This window comes from Sphingomonas sp. S1-29, from assembly GCF_026167545.1.
In the GTDB taxonomy this organism is placed as follows: Bacteria; Pseudomonadota; Alphaproteobacteria; order Sphingomonadales; family Sphingomonadaceae; genus Sphingomonas.
Map to the genome: position 1 here is coordinate 1,594,979 of NZ_CP110678.1, position 21,470 is coordinate 1,616,448.

Consider the following 21,470-nt stretch of genomic DNA (forward strand, 5'->3'; position numbering starts at 1 on the left):
AACATCGACGCCATCTTCCAACAATGTCAGATAACGATTCCAGCTCGCCCCGTCGTCGTATCGCCAAGACGCTGCCGCTTCCCGATAGCGTTGCATTGGTCCTGCAAGGCGGCGGCGCGCTCGGCAGTTTCCAGGCAGGCGTGTTCGAGGCGCTTGCCGAATCCGAAGTCGAGATCGACTGGGTCGCGGGTATCTCGATCGGCGCGATCAACGCCGCGATCATCGCGGGCAACCCGCCCGAACGCCGTGTCGAACGGCTGCGCGCCTTCTGGGAATTGTTGTCGAGCGGCATCCCCAGCTTCCCGATCTTCCCCGACGAGCGGCTGCGCGAATTCCTCCACGAATGGTCGGCAGGCGCGGTGCTGGCGCAAGGCGTTCCCGGCTTCTTCCGCCCGCGCGTGCTGCCGCCCGCATTCGCGGTTCCGGGGAGTTGCGAGGCGCTGAGCTATTATGATTCGACCCCGCTCAGGGACACGCTCGACAGCCTGATCGACTGGGAACTGGCGAATGACGGGCCGATCCGGCTCTCGGTCGGCGCGGTCGAGATCGACAGCGGCAATTTCCGCTATTTCGATTCGACGACCGATCGGATCGATGCGCGGCACATCATGGCGTCGGGCGCGCTGCCGCCGGGGCTGCCCCCGGTCGATATCGACGGGAAGCTCTATTGGGACGGCGGGCTCGTGTCGAACACCCCGCTGACGCATGTGATGGAGCATCAGGAGGCGGCGATGCTGGTGTTCCAGGTCGATCTGTTCTCGGCGACCGCCGACAGCCCGCGCACGATGAGCGACGTCACCTCGCGCGCGAAGGAAATCCGCTATTCGAGCCGCACGCGCCAGGTGTCGAACGAGCAATTGAAGCTGCGGCAGGAGCGCGAGGCGATCCGCCGGGTGCTCGCCAAGCTGCCCAAGGAGCTGTGCGAGGATCCCGACGTCGTCGCGCTGAAGGCGCAGGCGGCCGAGTTGCCGGTGGCTTTGGTCCACCTGATTCACCGCGCTAATGCGTGGGAGGGCGGCAGCCGCGATTTCGAATTTTCGCAGCGGACGATGCGCGAGCATTGGCAGGCGGGGCGCGACGGTATCGAGCGCACCTTGGCGCAATCGCAGGTGGTTGCCGCCAACATCGTCGACGGACGCACTGCAGCCTTCGATCTCACCCGGCGTTGAGCCAATCAAATTCCAGACGGAGAATCGCATGTTTCTGAAAGGCAAGACCGCCCTCATCACCGGCTCGACCTCGGGCATCGGCCTGGCTTATGCCAAGGCGCTGGCGGCCGAAGGCGCTAATGTTATGATCAACGGCTTCGGTGACGAGGCCGCGATCGAGGCCGAGCGCGCGGCGCTGCAGGAAACCAGCGGCGGCAAGGCGCTGTACGACGGCGCCGACATGACCAAGCCCGAGCTGATCGCGGCGATGGTGCAGCGCTGCCACGACGAGCTCGGCGGGCCCGACATCGTCATCAACAATGCCGGCATCCAGCATGTGGCCAAGATCGAGGAATTCCCGACCGAGAAATGGGACGCGATCATCGCGATCAATCTGAGCTCGGCGTTCCACATGATGCACGCCGCGGTGCCCTATATGAAGGAAGCGGGCTGGGGCCGGATCATCTCGACCGCGTCGGCGCACAGCCTGGTCGCGAGCCCCAACAAGGCCGCCTATGTCGCCGCCAAGCACGGGCTGGCCGGCCTCACCAAGACCGTCGCGCTCGAAACCGCGACCTTCGGCATCACCGCCAACTGCATCTCGCCGGGCTATGTCTGGACCCCGCTGGTCGAGCAGCAGATCCCCGACACGATGAAGGCCCGAGGCCTGACGCGCGAACAGGTGATCAACAATGTGCTGCTCGATGCGCAGCCGACCAAGGAGTTCGTGACCTCCGAACAGGTCGCGGCGCTCGCGCTGTTCCTGTGCCGCGACGAGGCGAAATCGATCACCGGCGCCAACCTGTCGGTCGATGGTGGGTGGACCGCCTGACGCGTTCGGCTTGGCAAGCTCGAAACCGGCGTTAGGGTAAGGCGAAACCAATCGGGATTCGCGTACCATGATTTCGAAATCGCTCGCGGCGTGCGGCCTGGCGCTTCTTTTGGCCGGCTGTGGCGGATCTGGGGGCGAGCTTCGCCCGCGCGCGTCGGCACCGGTAGCGGCGGCGCCTGCCGACTGGCGCAACGTCGCCACCGCCGCCGACCGCGATCGGTTGCGGCGCTGGCGCGACGCCTGGATGCAGGCGCTGCCAGCCGCGCGAAAGGCCAACGCCGCCGAAATCCGCGAGCAAGGCGCGCTGTTCGACCCCGATCGCGCGCTGCCCGGTGCGATGCCGCCCCCGGGCGCCTATCGCTGCCGCGTGTTCAAGCTGGGCGCGGCGGGGCCCGCGATGCTCGATTATGTCGCCTATCCGTTCTTCGACTGCCGCATCGACGCCGAGGGCGACGTGCTGAGCCTGTACAAGCAGACCGGGTCGCAGCGGCCGGTGGGGCTGTTGTTCGCCGATGGCGACGCGCGCGCGGTGTTCCTGGGGACGCTGGTGCTGGGCGACGAGCGCGCCCCGCTCGAATATGGCCAGGATGCCGACCGCGACATGGCGGGCTTCGTCGAGCGCGTCGGCGATCGCCGCTGGCGGCTGGTGCTGCCATGGCCGCGCTTCGAATCGAAGCTCGACGTCGTCGAACTGGTGCCGGCATGAGCGCGCGGCTGCTGCTGGGCGCGTTGCTGGTCGCATCGCCCGCCGCGGCCGAACCGGTGCGCGAGGCGACGCAGGCGCAGCTTCCCGCGCTGATGACGCTGTACCGCGATCTCCACGCGACCCCCGAGCTCAGCCTGCAGGAGGCCAAGACCGCGGCGAAGCTGGCCAAGCTCGCGCGCGACGCGGGGTTCGAGGTGACCGAACGCGTCGGCGGCCACGGCGTCGTCGCGGTACTGCGCAACGGGCCGGGGCCGGTGCTGCTCATCCGCACCGATACCGACGGACTGCCGGTGACCGAAGCGACCGGGCTGCCCTTCGCCTCGAAGGCTCGCGCGACAACCGCGGAGGGCACCGAGACCGGCGTGATGCACGCCTGCGGCCACGACACGCATATGACCGCCTGGGTCGGTGCGATGCGCAACCTCTCCAAGATGAAGGGCCTATGGTCGGGCACTTTGGTGATGATCGCGCAGCCCGCCGAGGAGAAGGGCGCGGGTGCCAAGGCGATGCTCGACGACGGGCTCTACACGCGTTTCCCCAAGCCCAGCCACGCGATCGCCTTCCACGACAGCGCGACGATGGCGGCGGGGACGCTGGCGGTACGCGCTGGGCATATGATGGCCAATGTCGATTCGGTCGATGTCGTGGTGCGCGGGATCGGCGGACATGGCGCCTACCCTGCGACGACCAAGGACCCGGTGGTGCTGGGCGCGCGGATCGTCGGCGCGCTGCAGACGCTGGTGAGCCGCGAGAACGACCCGCAGCAGCCCGCAGTTGTGACCGTCGGCAGCTTTCGCGGCGGCACGTCGCACAACATCATTTCCGACGAAGCGACGCTGCTGATCACGGTGCGCAGCTATTCGGACGAGGTGCGGCAGAAATTGCTCGCGGGCATCGCGCGGATCGCGCGCGGCGAGGCGATCGCGGCGGGCATTCCCGATGACCGGATGCCGGTGGTGACGGTGCGGACAGATTATACCCCGGCGACGTTCAACACCGAGGCGCTGTCGGGACAGATGAAGGCGTTGTTTACCCAGCGCTTCGGCGCCGAGCGCGTGCCCGAAGTCCCAGCGGTGATGGTGGGCGAAGACTTCAGCCGCTATTATCTCGCCGACAAGCAGATCGAAAGCGTGCTGTTCTGGGTGGGCGGCGTTCCCAAGGACAAATGGGCAGCGGCGCAGGCTGGCGGCGCGGCATTACCATCGCTCCACAGCGCGACGTGGGCGCCCGATGCCGAGGCGGTGATCGGCACCGCTGCCGAAGCCACCACCGCCGCGGCGCTCGATATCCTCAAGCGATAGCCTGCTGGCCCGCCGAGTGCCGTTGTCCCGCGCATAGTCGTACGCGCGAAACAACGGCTCCAGCGCCGGTCAGACGCTGCGCAAGCTTGCCTCGGCGGCTTCGTCGAAGCCCGACGAAGGCGCGGGCTCGTCGCCCACGCCCGGTTGGGTCAATGCCGGGACATCCGACGCATCCATCGACTCGTCGAGCCCGCGATCGAGCTTGGCTTCGCAATCATCGGGATCGTCTTCGAGTCGCTCGGCAATCGCCGCGTCGCTACCGGCATCGGCCGAGCCCGCGGGCTGTTCCTCGTTCGCGGGGTCGCCGGGGGCCACCGACAGGCTGTCGATCGCTGCGTCGTCGATTGGAAGTTCGCCCTGAGCCATCACGGTACCTTTCAGATGATAAGCCGCTTCAACGAAGCGAGAGCCAGCCACGTTCCATGAAAAAGGGGCCCGGCGATCACTCGCCGGGCCCCCGTTTTCGCTGGGTTGCCGCCGCTTATTCGCGGTTGCCACCGAACAGCCGAAGGATGAACAGGAACATGTTGATGAAGTCGAGGTAGAGGCTCAGCGCCCCCAGGATCACGACCTTGCCCTGCATGTCGGTACCGGCGACATGGGCATACATGCTCTTGATCTTCTGCGTGTCGTACGCGGTCAGACCCGCGAAGATCAGCACGCCCGCGATCGAGATGATCAAGTTCATCACGCCCGACTGCAGGAAGATGTTGATCACGCTCGCGACGATCAGACCGACCAGACCCATGATCAGGAAGGTGCCGAATGCCGACAGGTCCTTCTTGGTGGTGTAGCCGAACAGGCTGAGGCCTGCGAAGCCCGCGGCGGTGGCGAAGAACGCACCCGCGATCGACGTGCCCGAATAGACCAGGAAGATCGTCGACAGCGACAAGCCCATCAGGACCGCGAAGCCCCAATACAGCATCTGCAGCGTTGCGGTGGACATCCGGTTCTGTCCGAAGCTCATCGCGAACACGACCGCCAGCGGCGACAGCACGATGATCCACTTCAGGATGCCGCCACCCATCATGATCTGCGCGGCGGGCGATTCCATGCCACCCCACGAGAACAGCATCGCGACGATGCCCGTCAGCAACACGCCCGAGGTCATGTAGTTGTAGACCGAAAGCATATAGGACCGCAGCCCCGCATCATACGCATCGGTGCGCGTACCTGCGCCCGTCGCATACGGTGCGGCGGTCGTACGGGGATCCGACCAATTTGCCATTGTGAACTCCTTTGCCCGGCACGCTTGCCGGAATAACAGGAATATCGGGTGAAACCCCCGCCAATTCAAGCGAAACCGGGTCGCGTCGGCATAGATTCGGGGGTAATCGGGCGCGATGCATCGCCTGTTCGTCGGCCTTCGCCCGCCCTTGGCGGTGCGCGAGCAGCTCCTCGCCGCGATGGAGGGCGTGGTCGGCGCGCGCTGGCAGGACGACGACCAGCTCCACGTCACGTTGCGCTTCATCGGCGAGGTCGAGCGGCCGGTGGCCGAGGATATCGCGGTGGCGCTGGGATCGGTACATGCCGCCCCGTTGACGCTTTCGATCGACGGGGTCGGACAGTTCGATAGGCGCGGGCGGCCCAACAGCCTCTGGCCGGGGGTGCGCTCGGCCGAGCCGATCACGCGGCTGCACCGCAAGATCGACCAGGCTCTGGTGCGGATCGGCCTGCCGCCCGAGGGCCGCGCCTATCTGCCGCACATCACGCTGGCGCGGATCGGTGGCGGCGCGGGACCGGTCGAGGGGTTCCTCGCCGACCATGCGGCGCTGGCGAGCGCGCCGTTCGCGCTCGATCATTTCCTGCTGTTCGAAAGCACGCTGGGCAGCGACGGGGCGACTTACGAGACGATAGCGCGCTACCCGCTAAGCGGCGCATAGCCCGGTAAAACGCCAGCTTTCGTTTCGTTCATGAAACCGTTCGGGGCGGTGCGGCGTTAACGGGGTCGGTTTCAAGTGAAGTAGATGGAGTAGTATCCCGATGCGTAACATCATGATGGCGGTTGCCGCCGCGAGCCTGATCGCCCCCGTCGCGGTGGTCATCCCCACCGACAAGGCCGAGGCATCGGCACAGAAGCGCAGCAAATATCGCGAATGGCGCGGTCGCGACGGCAAGCGCTATTGCCGCAAGCCCGACGGCACCACTGGCCTGGTGGTCGGCGGCGTCGCCGGCGCGCTGGTGGGTCGCACGATCGACACGCGCGGCGACCGTACGCTGGGCACGCTGGTTGGTGCCGGCGCGGGCGCGGTTGCCGGACGCGCGATCGAGCGCGGCGCGAGCAAGTGCCGCTGAGCGAGCGGTTTTGCCGTTAGAGAAGGGGGTGGGAGGCGCAAGCCTCCCGCTCCCTTTTTCGTTGGGGGGTAGGCGGCGCCTACAGCCGCTCGTCACCCTGGACTTGTTCCGGGGTCCACCGTGCCGCAAGAGCCTCGGGTGGCAGCGTCTGCCCAACCCTGGACCCCGGACCAAGTCCGGGGTGACGAACGGGGGTGCTACGGTAACGCGCTGTTACGCTTGTGCGGCTAACACCCCCTCATGCTCCGCGTTCTCACTCTCGCCAGCCTCTTCCCCGACGCGACCCGCCCCAATTTCGGCGTGTTCGTCGAGCGCCAGACGCTCGGGCTGGCCGCCCTGCCCGATCTAGCGGTTCGCGTGGTCGCGCCGATCGGATTGCCCCCCTTCCCGCTATCGCGCCACCCGCGATACGCGCCGCTGGCCGGCTTACCGCTGGCCGAAAGCTGGAAGGGCCTTCGCATCGAGCGGCCACGCTTCGTCAATCTGCCGGCGACCGGCGGGCGGTTTCATGCCGTGATGCTCGCACGCGCGCTGGTGCCGGTACTGGCGCGCATCCGGGCCGAGTTCGCGTTCGACGTGATCGATGCCTCATTCTTCTTTCCTGATGGGCCCGCGGCGGTTGCGCTGGGCAAGCGTTTCGGGGTGCCGGTGTCGATCAAGGCGCGCGGGGCCGATATCCATCACTGGGGCAATGCGCCTGCGACCGCGCCCCAGGTCCGCGCCGCGGCGCTCGCCGCCGACGGGGTGCTCGCGGTGAGTGAGGCGATGCGTGGCGACCTGATTGCGCTGGGGGTGCCGGCGGAAAAGGTGCGCGTGCACCATACCGGGGTCGATCAGGCGCGGTTCGTGCCGATCGATCGCGACGCCGCCAAGGCGCGGCTGGGGGTCACAGGGCCGCTCGTCGTGTCGGTGGGGGCGCTGATCGCGCGCAAGGGGCACGCTATCGTCATCGACGCGGTGGCGCGGCTGGCCGGGGTGTCGTTGCTCATCGCGGGAGACGGGCCCGATCGTGCGGCGTTGCAGGCGCGGATCGATGCCGCGGGGGTCGGTGATCGGGTGCGATTGCTGGGCAGCGTGCCGCATGACGATTTGCCCGCGTTGCTCGGCGCCGCCGATGTAATGGCGCTGGCCTCGTCTTCGGAGGGGCTGGCGAATGCCTGGGTCGAGGCGCTGGCGAGCGGGACGCCGATCGTGATCACCGATGCGGGGGGCGCCGCCGAGGTGGTCGACCGGCCCGCGGCGGGGCGGATCGTCGCGCGGACGGTGGAGGGGTTTGTCGAGGGAATCGCGGCGGTGTTGGCCGAGGCGCCCGATGTCGGGGCGGTGCGTGCGGCGGCGGCCCGGTTTACGTGGGAGCGGAATGCGAAAGCGCTGCGGGCGCATTTGGCGGGATTGGTCGAGGCCTACCGTTCGTCCTGAGCTTGTCGAAGGACGGCTCTTCTTCTTCCCGGCGGGAAGAGAAGGACGGTGCTTCGACAAGCTCAGCACGAACGGGGAGAGGGCGGCCCCCTACTCGCCAACGAGGAGCGGATATCCCCTCCCCGCTCCGCCTTATTCCGCCGCTTCAGCCAGCGGCGCATCCTTCCACACCAACACCGGCTTGCGCGCCGCCAGCGTCTCGTCGAGCCGCCGCCTTGGCGCGAAGTGCGGCGCCGATTTCAGCGACGGATCGGCCGCCTTGGCGCGTTCGGCGACCGAGCGCAGCGCGCCGATGAACTGGTCGAGCGCGGCCTTGCTTTCGGTTTCGGTGGGTTCGACGAGCATCGCGCCATGGACGACCAGCGGGAAATACACCGTCATCGGGTGGAAGCCCTCGTCGATCAGCCCCTTGGCGACGTCGAGCGTCGAGAAGCCCTCGGCCAGATTATCGTCGCTCAACAAGGCTTCGTGCATGCACGGCCCCGACCCGGCGAACGGCGCGTCGAGCGTGCCCTCGAGGCTCCGCAGCACGTAATTGGCGTTGAGCACCGCATCCTCGGCCACCTGGCGCAGGCCGTCGGCGCCGTGGCTCATGATGTAGCTCAGCGCGCGGGTGAACATCCCCATCTGGCCGTGGAACGCGACCATCCGGCCGAAGGCGCTGGCGTGATGATCCTGCGCATTTTCCTCCTCGACCAGGGCGAAGCCCTCGTCGGTCTTTTCGACGAAGGGCAAGGGCGCGAAGGGGGTCAGCGCCTTCGAGAACACCACTGGCCCCGAGCCCGGCCCGCCGCCGCCATGCGGGGTCGAGAAGGTCTTGTGCAGGTTGATGTGCATCGCATCGACGCCGAGATCGCCGGGACGCACGCGACCGACGATCGCGTTGAAGTTCGCGCCGTCGCAATAGACGAAGCCGCCCGCGGCATGGACCATGTCCGAAATCTCGCGCAGGTCGCGCTCGAACAGGCCGCAGGTGTTGGGGTTGGTGATCATCACCCCCGCGACATCGGGGCCGAGCCGTGCCTTCATCGCCGCGACGTCGACGCGGCCCTCGGGCGTGGCGGGCACGTCCTCGACCTTGTAGCCGGCAAAGGCCGCGGTCGCGGGGTTGGTGCCGTGCGCGCTTTCGGGGACGAGGATCACCTGGCGCGCGTCACCGCGTGCCTCGAGCGCGGCGCGGATCGCGAGGATGCCGCAAAGTTCGCCATGCGCGCCCGCCTTGGGGCTCATCGCGACCGAATCCATGCCGGTAAGCGTCACCAGCCAATGCTGCAATTCGTGGATCAGCCCGAGCGCACCCTGCACGGTATCGACCGGCTGGAGCGGGTGGATGTCGGCGAAGCCGGGAAGCCGCGCCATCTTCTCGTTCAGCCGCGGATTATGCTTCATCGTGCACGAGCCGAGCGGGAAGAAGCCCAGGTCGATGCCGTAATTCTGGCGGCTGAGCCGGGTGTAGTGGCGCACCGTCTCGGGCTCCGACAGCCCGGGCAGGCCGATCGGCTTGGCGCGCGCGAGCTTGCCCAGGCGGCTGGTGCCCTTGGGGGTCTCGGGCAGGTCGACGCCGCACGTCGTGTCGCTGCCGATCTCGAAGATCAGCGCTTCCTCGAGCATCAGCGCGCGGTTGCCGGTGAAGGTCGCGGCGGCGGCGGTGCCGCCGCTGCCCATTTCGGGCTTCCATCCGCTCTGGTTGATCGCACTCATGCCAGCACCTCCTCAAGCGCGCGCGCCAGCGCTTCGACATCCTGCGCGGTGGCGGTTTCGGTAACCGCGACGACCAGCCCGTTCTGCAGATCGGGCGCGTCTGGATATAGACGGCCCAAAGACACCCCGGCGAGGATGCCGCGATCGGCGAGCGTGCGCACCACCGGCCGTGCTTCCTTCGACAGCTTCAGCGTGAATTCGTTGAAGAAGGTTGGCGTCACCAACTCGACGCCGGCAAGCTGTGCCAGCCGGTCGGCGGCGGCGCTGGCGGCGAGGTGGTTGGCCTCGGCCAGCCCGCGCAGGCCCTTTTCACCCAGCAACGTCATGTGGATCGAGAAGGCGAGCGCGCACAGCCCCGAATTGGTGCAGATGTTCGACGTCGCCTTTTCGCGGCGGATATGCTGCTCGCGCGTCGACAGCGTCAGCACGAAGCCGCGCTTGCCCTCGGCATCCTGAGTCTGGCCGCAGAGCCGCCCGGGCATCTGGCGGACATATTTCTCCTTGCAGCCGAACAGCCCGACATAAGGGCCGCCGAATTGCAGCCCGACGCCGAGCGACTGGCCTTCGCCGACGACGATGTCGGCGCCCATCTCGCCCGGGCTACGGATCGCGCCCAATGCCACCGGTTCGGTGACGACTGCGATCAACAGCGCCTTCTTGACCTGGCAGGCGGCAGCAAGTTCGGACAGGTCGCCGATGCGCCCCAGAATGTCGGGATATTGCACCACCACGCACGAGGTATCGTCGTCGATCCGCGCGATCAGGTCGGCGGTGTCGGGATCGGCGTCGAGCGTCGGCGCTGCGGTTTCGAGCACGTCGCCGGTGAACTTGGCCATCGTGTTGGCGACCGAGACATAATGCGGGTGGAGCCCCGAAGAGACGATCGCCTTGGCCCGCTTGGTCACGCGCCGCGCCATCGTGATCGCTTCCCAGCACGCGGTCGACCCGTCGTACATCGATGCGTTGGCGACGTCGGTGCCGAGCAGCCGCGCGACCTGCGTCTGGAACTCGAACAGCATCTGCAGCGTGCCCTGCGCGATTTCGGGCTGATACGGCGTGTAGGCGGTCAGGAACTCGCCGCGCTGGATCAAGTGATCGACGCTGGCGGGGACATGATGGCGATACGCGCCGCAGCCCAGGAAGAACGGCACTTCGCCGGCGACGGTGTTCTGGCGTGCGAGCGCGGTGAGGTGGCGTTCGACCGCGAGTTCGCTGGCATGGCCGGGAAGCCCGTGGATCGGGCCGTCGAGCCGGGCGGCTTGCGGCACGTCGACGAACAGGTCGTCGATGCTGGCGGCACCGATCGTGGCAAGCATCGCGCTGCGATCGTCGGTCGTGAGCGGGAGGTAGCGCATTCTTGGTTCCTGCTGTCCCCCTCCCGCTTGCGGGAGGGGTTAGGGGAGGGCTTGTGAGGGGCGCCCTTCAGACAGGCCCTCCCCCAACCCCTCCCGCAAGCGGGAGGGGGGCTTTCGATTACAAACCGCTCACGAATTCCTTGTACGCGGCTTCGTCCATCAGGCCTTCGAGCTCGGACGGGTGCGTCAGGCGCAGCTTGAAGAACCAGCCCTCGCCCTCGGGGTCCGAATTCACCAGGCTGGGATCGTCGACCAGCGCGGGGTTGCCCTGCGTGACGGTGCCCGAGACCGGGGCATAGACGTCGCTGGCGGCCTTGACCGATTCGACCACCGCGGCCTCCCCGCCCTTGGCGACTTCGCGGCCCTCGTCGGGGACTTCGACGAACACGATGTCGCCGAGCTGGCCTTGCGCATAGTCGGTGATGCCGACGGTCGCGCCGTCGCCATCGACGTCGATCCATTCGTGATCGGAGGTGTAGTGACGGCTCATTTGGAGGCTCCCCTGCGGATATAGCGGTGCGCGACGAACGGCATCGGCACGATTTGCGCCTGATGCAGCTTGCCGCGTTGTGACAGGCTGAGGTTGGTACCCGGCACCGCGAGCGCGGCGGGGACATAGGCCATCGCGATCGGCTGGCCGACGCTGGGAGCGAAGCCGCCCGAGGTGACGCGGCCGATCGTTTCGCCGGAGGCATCGACCACCGATGCACCCTCGCGCACCGGCTGGCGCCCCTCGACGATCAGCCCGACGCGCTTGAGCGCCGAACCGTGCTCGCGCTCGCCCAGGATACGCTCGGCACCCATGAAGCCGCCCTCCTCACGCCGGCGCTTCGACAGCGCGAAGCCGAGATCGGCGGCGACCGGCGTGGTTTCGGGATCGAGGTCGTGGCCGTAGAGCGGCAAGCCGGCTTCGAGCCGAAGCGAATCGCGCGCGCCAAGCCCGATCGGCTTCACCTCGGGCTGGTTCGCCAGCGCATCGGCAAAGCCCTGCACGGCGTCGGCGGGTACCGAGATCTCATACCCGTCCTCGCCGGTATAGCCCGATCGGCTGACCCACAGCGCGACGCCGTTCCACGCGAACGCGCCGGCGGTCATGAACACCAGATCGGCGACTCCGGGCACCAGCCGCTCGACCGCGTCGACCGCCTTGGGCCCCTGCACCGCGACCAGCGCGTGCTCGTCCATATGGTTGATCGTGATGTCGTCGGGCAGATGCTCGCGCAGATAGCCGAGATCCTCGTATTTGGTCGCGCCGTTGACCACGACATACAGGTCGCCGCCGGGCAGCCGCGTTACCATCAGGTCGTCGAGGATGCCGCCATCCTCGGCGAGCAGCAGCGAATAGCGGATGCGGTTGGTGCCGAGCCCCTTGATGTCGCCGGGCAGCAGCGCCTCGAGCGCGGCATCGGCACCTTCGCCCTCGATCCGCAGCTGGCCCATATGGCTGACATCGAACAGCCCGGCGCTTTCGCGCACCCACAGATGCTCGGCCATGATGCCGTCATATTGGATCGGCATGTGATAGCCCGCGAACTCGACCATCCGCGCGCCGCGATCGCGATGCCAGGCATCGAGCGGCAACGTTTCGATTGCCGGGGTTTCGGGCGCCTCGGTCGGTTCGTCGATGACGTGGTCGCTCATGGGATTCCTCGGATCAAAGGGGTGCACGACGATGCTGCCGCTTGCGCGCCGCACCGGTCGCCCCCTCTGTCACGGAACCTGAGAGCTTTCGCCGCCGCCCCTGTCGGGCGTTGTTCGGCTTACCCCTTCGGTGGACGCCAGCTCAAAGCCGCGCCGCTTTCCAGAGTGTCGTCGGCACCGCGCGGTCCCGTGTACCTGAGAGATTCCGGGGCGGTTGCTCCTTCGGTGGCTTCGGTTGTCCGAAACGCTCTCCCGCGCGTGCCCATGCCGGTTGCCCGGTATCGACGATCAAAGTCTTGGCTGCACGAACGAAGCGAGTCAATCGTCACTTCATACCGCCAGTGCAGTGCCGAAGAACCGAGTCAGCGGGTCGCGTTATACTTCAGCTGTTCGTCGGTCAGCTGGAAGCCCACCAATGCCTCGAAGGTCGCGCGGGCAACCGCCTCGCGGACGCCCGGCGCGGTGAGCGGATCGACCGCGGCTTCCTCGCGGCCCGCACGGCGGCGCTTGGTGAGCTGTTCGCGCACTTCCTGCGGCAGCGTCGCCGCGCTCTTGGCGATGACGCTGGTCGCGGTCGCCTGCCCCGATGCGCGCAGCTGGCCCGCGGGGAAGCTGAGCGTCACCTGGTCGACGCGCTTGGCGGTCACGTTGCTGCCGCCGCGCACGATCGCGATGAAATAGGGCATCGTCACCGTGCGCGGCTGATCGGCGCGGGTGCGGCGCGCGAGCACGTCGAAGGTGACCGTGGTCACGACGTCGGCGCCGGTCTCGCTGCAGGTCGAGCGGACGTTGGTGATGGTCGCGGTGACGTCGATCGCGCTCGCCTCGCGGCTGGCTGGCGGATCGAAGAGCGTGATGTCGCCGGTGCCCGCAGGGACCGCGACGATCGGGCAGGCGGTGCGCACCGCGCTGATCCCGACGCCGCCCTCGAGCTCGATATCGCCGGTGCGCGAACAGCCGGTGAGGATGGTGGAGGCCAGCACGAGCGGCACGGCAAGCTTGCGGATCGTCACGTTGGCACACACCTTCTTTACGTAGAGCAACGGCTTTGCAGAAAAAGCGGGCCGGCGCGATATGCACCGTCCCGATCGGGCGCGACCATAGGAACCGCCTTCCGCGCACGCAAGCAATCGCGTAGAGACCGAACACGATGACCGACCAGCCAAAACCAAGCCTAGAGCTTCTCATCGCCGCGCCGCGCGGCTTCTGCGCCGGGGTCGATCGCGCGATCCAGATCGTCGAGCTGGCGATCGAGAAATATGGCGCGCCGGTCTATGTGCGGCACGAGATCGTCCACAACCGCTTCGTCGTCGACAGCCTGCGCGATAAGGGCGCGGTGTTCGTCGACCATCTCGACGAAGTGCCCGACGGGGTGCCGGTGGTGTTCTCGGCGCATGGCGTGCCCAAGGCAGTGCCCGCCAAGGCCGCCGAGCGCGGGCTCTCCTATCTCGACGCGACCTGCCCGTTGGTGTCGAAAGTGCATCGCCAGGCCGAGCGGCTGGTCGCCGCCGGCCGCCACATCGTCTTCATCGGCCATGCCGGCCATCCCGAAGTGATCGGCACCTTCGGCCAGGTACCCGCAGGCGACATGACGCTGGTCGAGACGGTCGAGGATGTCTGGACGATCAGCGTGCCTGACGACCAGAATGTCGCGTTCCTGACGCAAACGACGCTGTCGGTCGACGATACCGCGGCGATCGTATCAGCGTTGCAGGCACGCTTCCCCGCGGTACAGGCGCCGCGCCCCGACGATATCTGCTACGCCACCACCAACCGCCAGACCGCGGTGAAGGCGATCGCCAGCGCGTGCGACCTGATGCTGGTGATCGGCGCGCCCAATTCGTCGAATTCGGTTCGGCTGGTCGAGGTCGCCGAGCGCGAAGGCACCCGCGCCAAGCTGATCCAGCGCGCCGCCGAGCTCGATTTCGCCTGGTTCGCGGATGTCCGGACCCTGGGGATCACCGCGGGCGCCTCGGCCCCCGAAATCCTGGTGCGTGAAGTGGTCGATGCGATCGCCCAGCGATTCGACGTGCAGGAGCGCGAGGTCGAGACCAACCGCGAGACGATCGCATTCAAGCTGCCGCGGGGGCTGGAGGCGGCGTAGCCACTTTTTTCCGTTCGTCCTGAGTAGGGGCTGAGCGAAGGCGAAGACCCGTATCGAAGGACATTGCCCGAAGCTGACGGCTGCTTCGATACGCCGCTTCGACAAGCTCAGCGGCTACTCAGCACGAACGGTGGGTGGGCGGTGTCTGCGTTTTATTTGGACCGACAGGAACTTCATGGCCGTCTACACTCAAGTTTCCGCCGAATCGCTCTCAACCTTCCTAGCGAAGTTCGACGTCGGCGAGCTCGTCTCGGCCAAGGGGATCGCCGAGGGGGTGGAGAACTCAAACTATCTCGTCGAGACGACGCGCGATCGCTTCATCCTAACGCTGTACGAAAAGCGCGTGTCGGTCGGCGACCTGCCCTTTTTCCTCTCACTGCTCGATCACCTCGCCGCCGACGGCAATCCGGTGCCGCCCGCGATCCCCGATCGCGAAGGCCAGACGATCCACACGCTCGAGGGGCGGCCAGCCTGCTTGATCCGCTTCCTCTCGGGCGTATCGGTCAGCCACCCGACGCCGGCGCAGGCGCGCGCGGCGGCGCAGGCGCTGGGGCGGATGCATGCCAGCCTTGCGACCTTCGAGGGCGTTCGCGCCAACGGGCTCGGGGCGGCGCATTGGCGACCGCTGCTCGACCAGTGCGGCGAATCGATGAACCAGATCGCGCCCGGGCTGTACGACCGCGTCGCGCGCTCGCTCGATGCGGTGCTAGGCGACTGGCCGAGCGACCTCGCGGTCGCGGCGATCCACGCCGATCTGTTTCCCGACAATGTGCTGATGCTGGGCGACCGGATCACCGGGCTGATCGACTTCTACTTCGCCTGCACCGACATTCGCGCCTATGATTTGGCGGTGATGCATTCGGCCTGGGGCTTCGACGCGCAAGGGAACCCGCTCGACCCAGCCATCGGCCGCGCGCTGGTGGCCGGCTATGCCGACAGCTTCGCGCTGACCCCGCAGGAGCGCGCCGCGCTGCCGGTGCTGGCGCGCGGCGCGTGCATCCGTTTCCTGCTGACGCGCGCCTGGGACTGGCTGAATACGCCGGCGGGCGCGCTGGTAACGCGCAAGGATCCGCTGGCCTATCTGCGCCGGCTCGACTGGTATGAATCGAACCCGAAGGCTTTTGCGTGACCGACCTGCCCGCTGAAAAACCTGCCAAAGAACTGCCTCATGTCGAAATCGCCACCGACGGCGCATGCAAGGGCAACCCCGGCCCCGGCGGCTGGGGCGCGCTGATCCGCTTCGGCACCACCGAAAAGGAATTGTCGGGCGGCGAGGCGCTGAGCACCAACAACCGCATGGAGCTGATGGCGGCGATCGAGGGGCTGAACGCGCTGACCAAGCCCTGCCGCGTGACGCTGTCGACCGACAGCCGCTACGTCATGGATGGGCTGACCAAATGGATTCATGGCTGGCGCAAGAACGGCTGGAAGACCGCCGCGCGCCAGCCGGTGAAGAACGCCGAATTGTGGCAGGCGCTGCTCGCGGCGGCGGCACCGCACCGGGTCGAGTGGAAATGGGTGAAGGGGCATGCCGGCCACCCCGACAATGAGCGCGCCGATCGGTTGGCGAGCGATGCCGCGGTGGTAGCTGGGCGGCGGTAATCTCTCCCCTCCCTGGCAGGGAGGGGTCGGGGGTGGGTCGAGGCCTGCGGGTACGGCTGCCCCGCCAGCCGAGGCGACCGTATCGCGAACACTCGACCCACCCCCTGCCCCTCCCTTTCAGGGAGGGGGGATCAGCAACCTCCCCGGCGCATACACCGCCGCATCGAGCCCCGCGATCCAGTCGGGCCGCTCTCCCCCGACGAGCAACCACGCCGCCAGCGCCGCCGCGGCGGGCGCGGTCTGGATGCCGAAGCCGCCTTGGCCCGCGAACCAGAAGAACCCCTCGGCGCTCGGATCGAAGCCATATACCGGCAGCCGATCGGGAGCGAAGCTGCGCAGCCCGGCCCAGCGGCGCTCGACCGCCTCGATCCGCCAGTCGACCGCGCGCTCGAAGCGGTCGATCGCGGTGGCGACATCGATGTCTTCGGGCGCGACGTCGCGCGGGGTGTCGGGGACCTCGTCGTGCGGCGACAGCCAGACGCGGCCCCCCGCCTCGGGCTTGAAATAGAAACGGTCGCGACCGTCGCGAACGAGCGGCGCGTCGGCGGCCATCGGCGGATCGACCCGCAGCTGAACCATGGTTCGCCGCAGCGGCGCGATGCCTAGCGGCGCGACCCCTGCCATCACCGCGACCGGGTCGGCCCAAGCGCCGGCTGCGTTGACCAGCACCGCCGCCTCGAACGTTCCGGCACGCGTTTCGAGCCGCCACGCGTCGCCGGCGCGGGTGGCGGCGAGCAGCCCGGCGCGCGTCTCCAGCGTCGCGCCGGTCCGCCGCGCGAGCGCAAGATACGCGCCATGCAGCGCCGCAACGTCGATGTCCTGGCAGGTGGGCTCGTACACCGCCTGCGTCCATTCGGGGCGAAGCCCGGGCAGCATCGCACGCGGATCGACCCGGTCGAGCACGACCCCCGACTCGGCGAATTCGTCGAGAAAGGCATCGAGCGCGCCGGCATCCTCATCGGTGGCGATGAACAATTCGCCGCGCGGCTTGAGGAAGCTGACCCCGCCGAGCTCGGCAGGCGGATCGCACAGGATCGCGCCCGAGGCAGTGGTGAGCGGCTGCACCCCGGGCCCGCCATAGGTTTCGGACCAGAACGCCGCCGACCGTCCGGTGGCGTGATAGCCCGGCTGATCCTCGACCTCGAGCAGCAGCACGCTTGCCGCGCTGCCGATCGCCGCCGCCAGGCTTGCGCCGGCGATGCCGCCGCCGACGATCGCGATGTCGTAGGTCATGCCGGCGCCCTTGCATCGAGGAAGCGATCGATCGCCGCCAGCGCGCGGTCGCGCACCGGATCGGCCTCGCGCAGGATTTCATGCGCCGATTCGCGCCCGAACCGGACCAACTGGGCATCGGGCAGCCGCTCCAGCGTCGCCACTGCGGCGTGGGGATCGACCAGCCCGTCGGCGTCGGCGATGAGCCCCAGCAAAGGCGTACGCATCGCGGCGAGCCTCGGCTCCTGCCGCAATGCGCGGGTCTGGGTGAAAGCTTCGGCCACCCAGTTCCAGCTCGGCGGCCCGGTCATCAGCCGCGGATCGGCCTGTTGCCACCAGGTTTCGTCGGCATAGCGATCGGCGTCGTGGGTGAGCAGCGTCTGGCGCGTCTCGGTGGTGGCGGGGCGTTCATTGCCCTTCCATGCCGCGCGTGCGGGATCGCCGAGCCTGCGCATCGCGCTCGCCGCCCATTCGCCGAGCCGCGCGGCGACCGGCCCCTTCAACCCCAACATCGGCGCGACCAGCACCGCGGCCTGCGGCGCGATCGCCGAATCGACGAGCGCGCGCAGCACCACATAGCCGCCCATCGAATGGCCGATCACGACATGCGGCCCCGGCGTGGTCGCGACCCATTGGTCCCAGAACGCCGCGAGATCGGCGCCATAGTCGGCGAACGATTCGACATGTCCGCAATGCGGCGCGGGCGAACAGCGCCCCGATCCGCCCTGCCCGCGCCAATCGAAGCTGGCGATCGTCCAGCCCTGCGCATGCCAATGCGCGAAGCCTTCGAGATACTTTTCGAACACATCGCCGCGACCGCCGAGGAACAGCAGCGATCCGCGCGCCGGCGTCGCCTGCGACGGCCAATCGAACCGGCGATGCTGCCAAGCGTCGGGCGCGTCCCATGTCGCGATGCGCGCGCCCATCGGGACCGCGCGCCGAATTGCTTCCAAACCTGCCATCTGCGGTGGTTACTTTTTGGAAAGCCGTGTCGTCTAGGGAATAGGCGACATGGGGGATGTTTTCGCTTGGGGGCTGCCGATCGCGCTGGCCGCATTGCTGGTTTCGGCCGGGATCGAAGACGTGCGCAAGCGCGAGATCGCCAATTGGAAGAACGCCGCGATCGCGCTGATGGCGCCCTTGTGGTGGATCGCGATCGGGCTGCCGGTGTGGCCCGGCATGGCGATCCAGCTGGGCGTCGCGCTGCTGGTCTTCGGCCTGTTCGCCGCGGCGTTCGCTGCCGGCATGATGGGGGGCGGCGACGTCAAGATGATCGCCGCGCTGGCGCTCTGGTTTCCGCTGCATTCGCTGTTGTGGCTGCTGGTGGTGATGTCGCTGGTCGGCGGCGCGCTGACGCTGGTGATGCTGATCGACCACAGGCGGCGCAACAACGCCGGCCAGCCCGAGATACCGTATGGCGTCGCGATCGCCTGTGCCGCGCTGCTCACGTTAGGCGAACCACTCTTTAACCATTTTGGTTGACTACGCGATGCCGGGACAACCGGCCCGCATCTGAAAAAGGCCTGAACTGTCATGGATGGACGGAAGATCATTCTCCTGGTGGGCGCGCTCGTCATCGCGGCGATCACCGCGTTCATGGCACGGACGCTGATGCAGGGCAGCGCGGCGCCGGTCGCCGGCGCGCAGGTGCAGGCAGCGCCAGTAAGCAGCGTCAAGGTGTTGGTCGCCACGCGGGCGTTGCCGGTGGGAACGATCCTGGGGCCCGAATCGATGAAGTTCCAGCCCTGGCCCGAAGAGCTGATCCAGAACGCCTATCATTTGGAGGGCAAGGTCGACCTGCGGGCGCTGCAGGGCACGGTCGTCCGCTTCGCGGTGCCCGCGGGCCAGCCAATCGCGCAAGGGTCGCTGGTGCGCCCCGGCGACCGCGGGTTCCTGGCGGCAGCGTTGGGGCCGGGCATGCGCGCGGTGACCGTGCCGGTATCGGCGCAGAGCGCGGTCGCGGGCTTCGTGTTTCCGGGCGACCGCGTCGATCTCATCTTGACCCAGTCGGTGCCCGGGGGCGGCGATGGCGAGCCGCTCAAGGCGTCGGAGACGGTGCTGCGCAACCTGCGCGTGCTGGCGACCGACCAGCGCGTCGACAACCAGACCGACGAAGCGGGCAAGACTGTGGTCTCGACCTATTCGACCGTTACCGTCGAGGTGACCCCCAAGATCGCCGAGAAGATCGCGGTCGCGCAGACCGTCGGCGACCTGTCGCTGTCGCTGCGCTCGATCGCCGACAACGCCACCGAACTCGAGGAAGCAATCGCGTCGGGCGAGGTCACCGTGCCCGAAACCGACGATCCGCGCGCCGAAAAGGCGATGCTGGCGCGGCTCGCGGCGCGGCCGATCGAAGCGCGATCGAGCGTATCGACCGGCGCCGATATCTCGCGCTTCCAGCGCAGCAGCGTACCGGGTCGACCGCCAGCCAATGCTGGCGGCAACATGCAGCCAGCGCCGCCTGTGATGCCGGGGATGGTACCTGCACAAGGTCCAGCGGCGGTCACGATGGGACCGGTCGTGCGCGTGTCGCGCGGCACCGCGGTGACCGCAGTCGAAGTCGGGGGAAAGAAGTAACATGACGAAGATCCGCTCTTCGCTGCGCACCGCGCTGGCGCTTGCCGCCGCATCGGGTGCGATCGGCGCATCGATGCCTACCGCAGCGCAAAATGTCAGCTCGCCGAGCGAAATGCTCCAGCTAAGCACCGGGCGGGGACAGCTGGTCACCGTGCGCGAACCGATCACCGACGTGTTCGTCGCCAGCGAGGGCGTCGCCGACGTCACCGTCCGCTCGCCGACCCAATTCTGGGTGTTCGGCAAGAAGGCGGGGGAAACGACGGTCTATGCCGTCACCAAGGCGGGCAAGGTCGCCTATTCGTCGAACCTTCGCGTCGGCAATAATTTCGACAGCGTCGGCGGCATGCTCAACCTGGCGATGCCCGAGGCGAACATCACCGCGACGCCGATGAACGGCCTGATCCTGCTGACTGGTACGATCGCCAACCCCTCCGACGGCGCCGAGGCCGAACGGCTGGTGCAGGCGTTCGTCGGTGAGGAGACCAAGGTCGTCTCGCGGCTGCGCACCGCGACCCCGCTGCAGGTGAATTTGCAGGTGCGGATCGCCGAGGTGAGCCGCAGCTTCGTCAAGAATATCGGGGTGCGCTTCAACACCTCGGATCGCGCGGGTGGCGGTTTTCTGTTCGGGAGCAATTCGGGCAACGCCGGAACGATCAGCTATGATCCGGTCACCGGCGCCAAGACGTCGACCTATTCGGTCGGCGCGCAGCGCTCGACACTGGGCATCGCCGGACGCCTGCTCGGCACCGACATCCTGGCCTCGCTCGATCTGGGCGAGACGATCGGCCAGGTGACGACGCTCGCCAATCCCAATTTGACCGCGCTGTCGGGCGAAACCGCGACCTTCCTGGCGGGCGGCGAAATCCCGATCCCGATCAGCCAGGGGCTGGGCGCGGTGGCGGTGCAGTATAAACAATATGGCGTCAGCCTTGCCTATACCCCGACCGTGATGGCCGATGGCCGCATCTCGCTGCGCGTGCGACCCGAGGTTTCCGAACTGTCGTCGGCGGGCGCGGTGACCATCGAAGGCGTACAGATCCCCGCGCTGACGACGCGGCGCGCCGAAACGACGATCGAACTAGGCTCGGGCCAGAGCTTCATGATCGGCGGGCTGCTGCAAAACAGCCACAACAACCAGATCGAAAAGACTCCCGGTATCGGCGATCTGCCGATCCTGGGCGCGCTGTTCCGCTCGAACGGTTTTCGCCGGCAGGAAACCGAACTGGTGATTGTCGTCACGCCCTATCTGGTGAAGCCGGTTGACGGCAACCAGATCGCGCTGCCCACCGACGGCTACCAGTCGCCCACCGATGTCGAGCGCGTCCTGCTGGGCCAGCTCAACGGCGGTGGCCCCGGCAGCGAACGACCCAAGCCGAGCATGGCGCCGCCGACCATGGCCGCGCCCAGCTTCGGCGCGAGCGTGCCGGTATTGCCCGCCGGTCCCGCGCTGCCCGGACAGCAGGTGCCGGTCGCCGCGCCGCTGCCCGATCCGTTCGCCACCGCGCCGAAGGAAAAGCCGCGGCGCAAGCCTAAAAGGGCCAAGGGCGACGTCGCCCCCGGCTTCAGCGTCAATTGAC

22 protein-coding genes and 1 riboswitch are annotated in these 21,470 nt (G+C 67.7%); of the genes, 13 read left to right on the forward strand and 9 right to left on the reverse strand.

Annotated features, from left to right (window positions below; all coding sequences use genetic code 11):
- The first annotated feature begins 23 nt into the window (after window positions 1–23).
- The 4 genes from OKW76_RS07575 to OKW76_RS07590 all read left to right on the forward strand — a co-directional run bounded on the left by OKW76_RS07575 (window position 24) and on the right by OKW76_RS07590 (window position 3,987).
- On the forward strand, window positions 24–1,169 hold the full coding sequence (locus tag OKW76_RS07575; protein WP_265552544.1) for a patatin-like phospholipase family protein: 1,146 nt from the start codon (window positions 24–26) through the stop codon (window positions 1,167–1,169).
- A gap of 28 nt (window positions 1,170–1,197) precedes the next feature.
- A complete protein-coding gene (locus OKW76_RS07580) occupies window positions 1,198–1,980 on the forward strand; it encodes a 3-hydroxybutyrate dehydrogenase (RefSeq protein WP_265552546.1) in 783 nt (260 codons plus the stop codon).
- A 67-nt stretch (window positions 1,981–2,047) separates the two neighbouring features.
- Window positions 2,048–2,686: a DUF4893 domain-containing protein gene (locus OKW76_RS07585; RefSeq protein WP_265552548.1), complete on the forward strand. Its 639-nt coding sequence runs from the start codon at window positions 2,048–2,050 to the stop codon at window positions 2,684–2,686.
- The gene (locus OKW76_RS07590; RefSeq protein WP_265552550.1) at window positions 2,683–3,987 is read left to right on the forward strand and encodes an amidohydrolase; all 1,305 of its coding nucleotides are present in this window, start codon (window positions 2,683–2,685) and stop codon (window positions 3,985–3,987) included. Before OKW76_RS07585 ends, OKW76_RS07590 begins: the two co-directional genes overlap by 4 nt.
- A 69-nt stretch (window positions 3,988–4,056) precedes the next feature.
- Here the strand turns inward: OKW76_RS07590 and OKW76_RS07595 are convergent, their stop codons facing one another.
- Together OKW76_RS07595 and OKW76_RS07600 are read right to left on the reverse strand one after the other, a co-directional pair.
- The gene (locus OKW76_RS07595; protein ID WP_265552552.1) at window positions 4,057–4,353 is read right to left on the reverse strand and encodes a hypothetical protein; all 297 of its coding nucleotides are present in this window, start codon (window positions 4,351–4,353) and stop codon (window positions 4,057–4,059) included.
- Between the two features lie 115 nt (window positions 4,354–4,468).
- Window positions 4,469–5,215, reverse strand: a complete 747-nt coding sequence (locus OKW76_RS07600) for a Bax inhibitor-1 family protein (protein ID WP_265552553.1) — start codon at window positions 5,213–5,215, stop codon at window positions 4,469–4,471.
- 115 nt (window positions 5,216–5,330) lie between these two features.
- Here OKW76_RS07600 and thpR point away from each other — a divergent pair, with 115 nt between their 5' ends.
- The 3 genes from thpR to OKW76_RS07615 all read left to right on the forward strand — a co-directional run bounded on the left by thpR (window position 5,331) and on the right by OKW76_RS07615 (window position 7,701).
- Window positions 5,331–5,870: an RNA 2',3'-cyclic phosphodiesterase gene (gene thpR, locus OKW76_RS07605; protein ID WP_265552555.1), complete on the forward strand. Its 540-nt coding sequence runs from the start codon at window positions 5,331–5,333 to the stop codon at window positions 5,868–5,870.
- 100 nt (window positions 5,871–5,970) lie between these two features.
- Window positions 5,971–6,282: a glycine zipper 2TM domain-containing protein gene (locus tag OKW76_RS07610; protein WP_265552557.1), complete on the forward strand. Its 312-nt coding sequence runs from the start codon at window positions 5,971–5,973 to the stop codon at window positions 6,280–6,282.
- Window positions 6,283–6,522: 240 nt separating this feature from the next.
- Window positions 6,523–7,701 (forward strand): glycosyltransferase, encoded by a 1,179-nt coding sequence (locus OKW76_RS07615; protein ID WP_265552559.1) that lies wholly within the window; start codon window positions 6,523–6,525, stop codon window positions 7,699–7,701.
- Window positions 7,702–7,833: 132 nt separating this feature from the next.
- Here OKW76_RS07615 and gcvPB read toward each other — a convergent pair whose 3' ends face one another.
- From gcvPB to OKW76_RS07640, 5 genes are all read right to left on the reverse strand, one after another.
- On the reverse strand, window positions 7,834–9,402 hold the full coding sequence (gcvPB, locus tag OKW76_RS07620) for an aminomethyl-transferring glycine dehydrogenase subunit GcvPB (protein ID WP_265552561.1): 1,569 nt from the start codon (window positions 9,400–9,402) through the stop codon (window positions 7,834–7,836).
- On the reverse strand, window positions 9,399–10,757 hold the full coding sequence (gene gcvPA, locus OKW76_RS07625; protein WP_265552563.1) for an aminomethyl-transferring glycine dehydrogenase subunit GcvPA: 1,359 nt from the start codon (window positions 10,755–10,757) through the stop codon (window positions 9,399–9,401). Before gcvPA ends, gcvPB begins: the two co-directional genes overlap by 4 nt.
- A gap of 118 nt (window positions 10,758–10,875) precedes the next feature.
- Window positions 10,876–11,247 carry a glycine cleavage system protein GcvH gene (gene gcvH, locus OKW76_RS07630; protein WP_265552566.1) on the reverse strand — a complete coding sequence of 124 codons (372 nt, stop codon included), beginning with the start codon at window positions 11,245–11,247 and terminating at the stop codon, window positions 10,876–10,878.
- On the reverse strand, window positions 11,244–12,398 hold the full coding sequence (gene gcvT / locus OKW76_RS07635; RefSeq protein ID WP_265552567.1) for a glycine cleavage system aminomethyltransferase GcvT: 1,155 nt from the start codon (window positions 12,396–12,398) through the stop codon (window positions 11,244–11,246). The genes gcvH and gcvT overlap by 4 nt, the downstream gene beginning before the upstream one ends.
- A gap of 172 nt (window positions 12,399–12,570) precedes the next feature.
- Window positions 12,571–12,663, reverse strand: a riboswitch (glycine riboswitch).
- Between the two features lie 97 nt (window positions 12,664–12,760).
- Window positions 12,761–13,411, reverse strand: coding sequence for a hypothetical protein (locus OKW76_RS07640; RefSeq protein ID WP_265552569.1), 651 nt, complete (start codon window positions 13,409–13,411; stop codon window positions 12,761–12,763).
- Between the two features lie 137 nt (window positions 13,412–13,548).
- Here OKW76_RS07640 and ispH point away from each other — a divergent pair, with 137 nt between their 5' ends.
- The 3 genes from ispH (at window position 13,549) to rnhA (ending at window position 16,104) form a co-directional block, all read left to right on the forward strand.
- Window positions 13,549–14,502, forward strand: a complete 954-nt coding sequence (ispH, locus tag OKW76_RS07645; protein WP_265552571.1) for a 4-hydroxy-3-methylbut-2-enyl diphosphate reductase — start codon at window positions 13,549–13,551, stop codon at window positions 14,500–14,502.
- A 175-nt stretch (window positions 14,503–14,677) separates the two neighbouring features.
- Window positions 14,678–15,631, forward strand: coding sequence for a homoserine kinase (gene thrB, locus OKW76_RS07650; protein WP_265552573.1), 954 nt, complete (start codon window positions 14,678–14,680; stop codon window positions 15,629–15,631).
- Window positions 15,632–15,636: 5 nt separating this feature from the next.
- Entirely contained in the window at window positions 15,637–16,104 is a 468-nt protein-coding gene (rnhA, locus tag OKW76_RS07655) for a ribonuclease HI (protein WP_265552835.1), read from the forward strand.
- 117 nt (window positions 16,105–16,221) lie between these two features.
- Here the strand turns inward: rnhA and OKW76_RS07660 are convergent, their stop codons facing one another.
- Together OKW76_RS07660 and OKW76_RS07665 are read right to left on the reverse strand one after the other, a co-directional pair.
- Window positions 16,222–17,337: an NAD(P)/FAD-dependent oxidoreductase gene (locus OKW76_RS07660; protein ID WP_265552575.1), complete on the reverse strand. Its 1,116-nt coding sequence runs from the start codon at window positions 17,335–17,337 to the stop codon at window positions 16,222–16,224.
- Window positions 17,334–18,278 carry an alpha/beta fold hydrolase gene (locus tag OKW76_RS07665; RefSeq protein ID WP_416221851.1) on the reverse strand — a complete coding sequence of 315 codons (945 nt, stop codon included), beginning with the start codon at window positions 18,276–18,278 and terminating at the stop codon, window positions 17,334–17,336. Before OKW76_RS07665 ends, OKW76_RS07660 begins: the two co-directional genes overlap by 4 nt.
- A gap of 49 nt (window positions 18,279–18,327) precedes the next feature.
- Here OKW76_RS07665 and OKW76_RS07670 point away from each other — a divergent pair, with 49 nt between their 5' ends.
- Genes OKW76_RS07670 through OKW76_RS07680 form a run of 3 tightly spaced genes read left to right on the forward strand, consistent with a single transcriptional unit; the run spans window position 18,328 to window position 21,469 of the window.
- Window positions 18,328–18,798 carry an A24 family peptidase gene (locus OKW76_RS07670; RefSeq protein ID WP_265552579.1) on the forward strand — a complete coding sequence of 157 codons (471 nt, stop codon included), beginning with the start codon at window positions 18,328–18,330 and terminating at the stop codon, window positions 18,796–18,798.
- A 51-nt stretch (window positions 18,799–18,849) separates the two neighbouring features.
- Window positions 18,850–19,893 (forward strand): Flp pilus assembly protein CpaB, encoded by a 1,044-nt coding sequence (cpaB, locus tag OKW76_RS07675; RefSeq protein ID WP_265552581.1) that lies wholly within the window; start codon window positions 18,850–18,852, stop codon window positions 19,891–19,893.
- A 1-nt stretch (window position 19,894) separates the two neighbouring features.
- Window positions 19,895–21,469 (forward strand): type II and III secretion system protein family protein, encoded by a 1,575-nt coding sequence (locus tag OKW76_RS07680; RefSeq protein WP_265552583.1) that lies wholly within the window; start codon window positions 19,895–19,897, stop codon window positions 21,467–21,469.
- Window position 21,470: the final 1 nt, after the last annotated feature.